Consider the following 5,058-nt stretch of genomic DNA (forward strand, 5'->3'; position numbering starts at 1 on the left):
GAGGCGTCGAGGGAGTCGAAGAGGCGGGCGATGCGCAGGGGAGCGGGGTTGGGCTGCGGCGTGCCGGTGAGGCCCTGATCACGCAGGTACTCCTCGAACATGGGGTGCGTCCGCTCGCCGAGAGAGCGGATCAGCGATTCCTCACCGGGTGTGAGTATTCGGCCCTGCTTGTAGGCAGTGATTTCGAGGCCGTGCATGATCTCGTAAAGCGTCTTGAGAGACCCTTTCCCGACCCTGTTACGTGCTCGGTGAATCTCCAGTGCAGTGGTGAAGTCGTCGAACGACACCTTTTCGATGTCGGCATCGTGGTTGAAGTTGATATCGGCGACGTAGTCTCATGTCAGCGTTGTGGTGGGAGTTTATCTGCGAGCGGTCAGTCTACTCGTCTAAGAAAGACAGCCCAGTCGGTAGTGCCGATGAAGTCGACGCGGTTCAATATCCAGCGTTGTCCGTTTACAGGGAAGGTGTCGCCGGGGCGAAGGGTGTAGCGCTTTTCGCTCTGATCCGAAACACTTAGGGTGACTTCAGGGCCGCGAAGCCCTCCGTCATCGTAGACATGCCTGGCCGAGAACGAGGCAAAAGGTGCGTTTACTTGTTGATTGCGTTGCAAAATAATATTGCATGAATCCATGCTCGGCGGGCGTTCCTCGGACGTCGGTCGGTCGCAGCCGTCCTCGTTCTCAGGCCCGAGCAGGTCGCGAAGCCATTGTGGAGTGTGTTCACGGTTTCGTGGGAAGACGGCTAGTTCGTGTTCCCATTCCTTGGCGGGGAGCGGCGGATCCCATAGCGGGTTGTGTCTACGGTTGTAGCTGACCCAGTACACGTCGGGTGGGTCCATCATGAACCGCATCGCGAACCACGTGCCTTCGCCGGGCCTGTACATGATCGACCGCAGTCGGGCGGCGATCCGGGTGAGGTCGGGGACGGGCTCCACCCAGCGGGAAGTACCGCTCCATCGCATCGCCCTGATGATGACGTGACCGGTTTCGACGGTCATGCGGAGCCGAAGATCGATGCGTCGCCAGTCGTCCGGCGCGATACTCGCCAGGGTCCCCTTGAGTTCCTCGACGAGTTGCCCGTGTTCTTCCTGTTGATAGGGCTGCGGTTCGTGAGGGGGAGGGACCGCGTAAGGCGGTTGGAGCATCGGGATTTCCTCTCGCCTCGAATCAGTCATGGTCGGTGCCGGGAACCGGGGCGCCCCCGGGGCCGGTGATCTCGATCAATTCTCCTGAGTCGAGCAGGTCAGAGATCGGACGGCCGAGGTAGAAGCCACGCGAGCCGGTCCCAGAGGTCTCCGAACGTTCGTCATTACCAGTGGAAAAGATCGGAGCGGGAGAGAAAAGGCCCGGAGATACCGGGAAGGGACGCTGCACCCGGTAGACGTGATACGGGTGCTCGTCCGGTGTGCCCTGCACACCTCTGCTGGAGAAGGGGGTGCCGATCGTAAAGAGGAACTCGCCAGCCCGATCGCCGTAGGCGTCCAGTTCCATGCCGACCGCCAGCATCTCGCGGGGAAATGCATCTTCGGCGTGCGGATCGGCGGTGGGGGGAGCCTCCTGCGGGAGCAGATTCTCAGCATGCCACTGGAAAATCTCGTGCGTGCTGACGAAGGCGCCTCTGGCGGGTGGTGGGCCGGGCTGGCATACGAAGTGCACTCCAGGCCGGTTATGAAGGGGCCACAGTTCAACGTACCGGCGCCTCGCGGCCGCGCGGCCCTTCGGCCGTGGGGCGGCGAGCGTCCGGCGGGATGCCTTGCCTCCGTTGCTTCGGTAGTCGCCGAGGGACCAGGCGTTGATCAGCTTGCGGGGAGACTCCTCCTTGGACAGAACGCCGGCGGCTCGAAGGATCGAGGAGTTGACTTCGGTTCCGGCCTCGGCCAAGACCGCCCCTACCGCGAAGGCGACGGCGGGTCTGGGCTCCGCGAACGCATGCACTTCGGTGCAGGTGCCCTCGTCCACCCGTACCGCCAGCCAGGACGGCGAGGCAGCGATGACCGACCAGCTCCCGTCCGCGAGCCGTCCGACCTGGAACCGGTCGGCGAGTCCGGGCGGCAGCAATTCCAGCAGACACCCGCGCGCCGCAGGGAACAACTCCTTGAGGCCCGCAGGGAGGAGAGCTGCCAGGTCCTTTTCCCGCTGCGGTGAATGCATAACCTTTTGGGGATCGAAGTGGGCCGCCGGGACGTGCACCGACGCGAGTTGCTCCAACCATGCGGGGATGCTCTCCGCATTCCGGGGAAAGATTTTCAGATCTTCATAAGCGGCTGCGGGAGTGATGTTCTCGCGCCAGAAATCTTCGTCCCACCAGTCGATATGCTGGGGGTGCTCGAACTTGACCTCCCACTGGGGTAGACTTTCGGCGGACGGCGACGGTGAATCCGCGTGACAGCGGACGATCAGGACCATCCGCCACCATGCGCCTCGGCCTTCTTCGTACATGTGGGTACGCAGGTCGCGTAGGAGCTCGTACACGCCGGACTCGGGGACTAGCTCCTCGGCCTTGCGCATGCTTCCGACCGAGGCGCGGTTGTGCTCGTTCAGACGGCTCGGATCCGCCAATCCGCCGCCGATGGTGACGGCCTCGAAGGAAGTGCCCACGGCGCTGTACACGAAATACGCCTTTTCCCAGCATTCAGGCATGATGTGCACCAGCAACGAAGCGATGTCGTTGAGCCGCTCATTGAAATCCGAGGCGGTCACCGCCGAGCCCTGCCTTCTTTGAGAAGTCGCGTTCCCTCCCAGCGCGATACCTCGATGATCTCTCCGGATCGCAAGAGAGACGAGACCAAATCACGAAACAGATAACCCTGCCCACCGGTCGATGGTCCTTTTGCCTCGATCGCTCCCACGGCGGGGACGGTGGTCTCCTCAACGGGAAATCCGGGGAATGTCCATAGTGGCCGCTGAGTCAAGTAAATGTGCCAGTCGTGTCCGCTCGCGGTCTGTGGAAGTCCCTGGCGCTCGAACGGTGTTCTCATGCTGAACAGGTAGGGTACGTTGGGGCTTCCATAACCTTCCAGAAGTGTATTTTCGAGCAACTTCTCGCCGCTGCTCACCGCGAAGTCGCCGGGAAGACGTGAGTGAGACAAGCTCGTGAAGAATTCGTGCCTGTTCAGGAACAGGCCACCGTCTGGCGCCGGCCCTGGTGACAGTACGCCGAAACGCGCGGGACGGCCCCGAAGCCGCTCAAGTGCGAAGCCGTCGGTTTCGTAACGCGCGCGCCCGTCATCACGAGAGGACGAGTCCAGCCTCCGGGCCCGCTCCGTCGGCTTCCATACCAGGGGGACGGACGAAGGAGCCCGTGCCGGTTCGATGAAACCCAGGTCCCAGAGCAGATGGCTATCGATCGACACTCCAGCGTCGACCATCATCCCTGCCGCAGCGTAGGCGACCGCCTCCCGCGCGGAATCGCATGCCACAGCATGAGTCGGCAGTGCAGGCAGCACGTCGTCCGCACACCGGACGGCGACCCAAGCCGAGTCGGTGTGCAATACCGACCAGCACCCCGGTCCCCGTCGGCCCACGAGGAAGCGAGATACCCCGCCACCGACCATGTCCCGCAGCAGACGGCGCCCCCAAACGAACATCCAGGCGCTCTCCGGGTACAACCGCCCCACGAGTTCGTACTCGTCCTGCGGAACCAACGGAAGCGCCTCAGCGCTGACGGCGGCGGCAGCCATGGGGAATCTCTCCTGGACTCGTTCGGAAGCCAACCCGCGCCGGTCTGTGACCTCCGGACCGACTGCGAACCGCAGGCTACCAAGGGGCTCGCTGATGCGGTGTGGGCCGCAACCCGCCGTTTTCACCCTAAAGATGCTTGCTGCGATACTCTTCGACGTGCCGAAGGAATTCTTCGCGATTCACTTCCTGGATATCTGCAGTCGTGCCGAAGTGAATCTTGTGGACGAAGCGCATGTCTCGCTCGAATTCGCCGGTAGTATTGGAAAGTGCCAGGCAGTCCAATCCACCGTCTGGCGTTTCAATGAAAACTACGGGAATGTCCTCGTACAGGTAGTATTCCGGATAGTTCGCAGTCACGGTCTGTTCCTCGCCGCCGGGTGGCACTTTTTTACGCTCTCGCTCAAGGACGTAACCAAGGGCAGGCTGGACTTGCGCGATACTTCGCAGCGCAGCGAGGTTCGGGGCTTCGTTGATCAGTGTGTCGGTGGGGATGCCGCCGGCGCGGTCGTCCTGCGGTGTGCCGATCGCATGATGGAGTGCCTGCATGGGCGTCATTCCATATTCCAGCGCGGCGCGTAGCGCTCTGCGCCAGGGCACGGCCGAATTGAACCCGTCGTCGCCGGCGGCGACTCGATACATGTACGACGCCGCGTCGTCCGCTGTCGATGCCCATAGATATCCGAGGATGTCTCCGTCCTTCATGACGGAGACATAGCGGACCGGACCCTCGGTCGTCTTCGGGAAGTCACGAGGGCGGAACGTCACGATCGGGGACGTGCCCTGCCGCCAGGAGCCCAGCGGGTTCGCGCGGCGCTCCTCTTCGATGGGATCAACATGGCCGGGGTTCGCGATCTCGCGCAACTCGGCCAGAGTCGACGCCTCGCGCTCTGGTACGTCCAGACGCCCACCCTCGCCACCGTCGTCGGTGCCTGCCCACCGGCGTAAGGCTTGCAGAGGAGTGAGTCCTTCAGCCTTGGAAGCTTTCAGCCGCTCGTTCCACACGTGGTAGGCCCGCAGGCTCTCTTCCTTCTTCGCCAGCCGTCGCAGGCAGGATGCGGCATCGTCCTCCTTGGACGCCCACAGGTACCCGACCGTCTCCCCGTTCCGCACGATGGGGTAGTAGCGCACCGGTCCGTTGGTGCGTCGTGCGTAGGGGACGTGAGCTGGTTCGTGAGCGGTCACGCCATCACCCGATTCAGGGCGGTTCGGAGAAACGACGCTGTAGGTCAGGCGCGTTCGTTGACGGCGGTGACGGCTTCTGCGCGGGTTTCTTCGTCGACGTCGGGGATGGCGAAGAGGGCGCCGCGGGCGTGGCCGACGAGGCCGGGTTCGGGTGGGATGTTGTGGTTGCGCAGGTAGTAGGCGGTGGCGCCGGGCC

Annotated in this window: 5 protein-coding genes; all 5 read right to left on the reverse strand. The window is 63.2% G+C overall.

All coding sequences use genetic code 11. The annotated features are described in order from the left end of the window. A partial coding sequence (locus tag BJF79_RS31295) for a hypothetical protein (RefSeq protein WP_262402797.1) occupies window positions 1–287 on the reverse strand: 287 nt, incomplete at its 3' end. 86 nt (window positions 288–373) lie between these two features. After that, window positions 374–1,144 (reverse strand): DUF6406 domain-containing protein, encoded by a 771-nt coding sequence (locus tag BJF79_RS54085; protein WP_143220447.1) that lies wholly within the window; start codon window positions 1,142–1,144, stop codon window positions 374–376. A gap of 22 nt (window positions 1,145–1,166) precedes the next feature. Beyond that, the gene (locus BJF79_RS31300; protein WP_075902841.1) at window positions 1,167–2,699 is read right to left on the reverse strand and encodes a TNT domain-containing protein; all 1,533 of its coding nucleotides are present in this window, start codon (window positions 2,697–2,699) and stop codon (window positions 1,167–1,169) included. Continuing rightward, the gene (locus BJF79_RS54090; protein ID WP_143220449.1) at window positions 2,696–3,679 is read right to left on the reverse strand and encodes a hypothetical protein; all 984 of its coding nucleotides are present in this window, start codon (window positions 3,677–3,679) and stop codon (window positions 2,696–2,698) included. The genes BJF79_RS31300 and BJF79_RS54090 overlap by 4 nt, the downstream gene beginning before the upstream one ends. Window positions 3,680–3,806: 127 nt before the next feature. Beyond that, window positions 3,807–4,808, reverse strand: a complete 1,002-nt coding sequence (locus BJF79_RS31305; RefSeq protein ID WP_075902843.1) for a hypothetical protein — start codon at window positions 4,806–4,808, stop codon at window positions 3,807–3,809. Between the last annotated feature and the right edge of the window lie 250 nt (window positions 4,809–5,058).

It is taken from the genome of Actinomadura sp. CNU-125 (assembly GCF_001942465.1).
Classification (GTDB): domain Bacteria; phylum Actinomycetota; class Actinomycetes; order Streptosporangiales; family Streptosporangiaceae; genus Spirillospora.

What these genes read in the sequence shown, in the direction of transcription:
- BJF79_RS54085 (WP_143220447.1), bottom strand. Translation starts at nt 1,144, where the DNA reads ATGCTCCAACCGCCTTACGCGGTCCCTCCCCCTCACGAACCGCAGCCC.
- BJF79_RS54090 (WP_143220449.1), bottom strand. Translation starts at nt 3,679, where the DNA reads ATGGCTGCCGCCGCCGTCAGCGCTGAGGCGCTTCCGTTGGTTCCGCAG.